Source organism: Mesorhizobium sp. M2C.T.Ca.TU.002.02.1.1, assembly GCF_003997225.1.
In genome coordinates this window covers 1-441 of the sequence record NZ_RZTO01001534.1, presented here as the reverse complement: position 1 = coordinate 441, position 441 = coordinate 1, and the positions used below count along the sequence as shown (strand labels likewise).

At 66.2% G+C, this 441-nt stretch carries 1 protein-coding gene; it reads left to right on the top strand.

From position 1 onward, the window contains the following. On the top strand, window positions 1-339 hold a 339-nt coding region (locus tag EOD07_RS37155), incomplete at its 5' end, for a sodium/proton-translocating pyrophosphatase (protein ID WP_206519692.1). Window positions 340-441: the final 102 nt, after the last annotated feature.

The window sequence follows — 441 nt, the reverse complement described above, 5'->3', positions numbered from 1 at the left end:
GTCTATTTCGGCGTGTTCCTGATCTCGGGCTCGAAGGCTTCGGCCTTCGCGGCGCTCGGCGCCTCGCTGCTCGGCGTCATCGTCAATGGCCTCTTCGTTGCCATCTCGATGACCTCCGGCGGCGGCGCCTGGGACAACGCCAAGAAGTCGTTCGAGGACGGGTTCACCGACAAGGACGGCGTCAAGCACCTGAAGGGTTCCGAGGCGCACAAGGCCTCGGTGACCGGCGACACCGTCGGCGATCCCTACAAGGACACCGCCGGCCCGGCCGTCAACCCGGCGATCAAGATCACCAACATCGTCGCGCTGCTCCTGCTCGCCGTGCTCGCGCACGGCTGATCGCGGCCGAGATTGCAGGACAAAGCCCGCGGGAGCGATCCCGCGGGCTTTGCTTTTCGGCATGACATCATGCATTCCGCGTCCCGGCGGGCACTCAGTCGG